A 282-nucleotide genomic window follows, 5' to 3' on the forward strand; every position below is an offset into this window, starting at 1 on the left:
GAGCTAAAGGGAAATGTTGCTGAGGATCTATTCAAATTAGATGAAGTAACTTTGATGAGTGACGAGCAAACGCTTACTTCACCTATCACCAAAAAATTAGCAACCAATAAAGCAACTTTTTACGCAATCTCAGAATTACCAAGCGAATATATTGCTGATTCACTACTTACTAAATATGAATTTAACGTTTATTTTTAAGGAACAAAATGCGACATTTTTCATTGTTTTTACCACTACTTTGTACTTTTACAGTAACAAATATAAGTGCGAACACTTTTACTG

At 31.9% G+C, this 282-nt stretch carries 1 protein-coding gene; it reads left to right on the forward strand.

What is annotated here, in order from left to right; all coding sequences use genetic code 11:
• Positions 1 to 198: hypothetical protein (locus tag AAEY78_RS12680; RefSeq protein WP_352339685.1), on the forward strand; the 198-nt coding region annotated here is incomplete at its 5' end.
• Positions 199 to 282: the final 84 nt, after the last annotated feature.

It is taken from the genome of Psychrobacter sp. 16-MNA-CIBAN-0192 (assembly GCF_040309565.1).
Taxonomy (GTDB): Bacteria; Pseudomonadota; Gammaproteobacteria; order Pseudomonadales; family Moraxellaceae; genus Psychrobacter.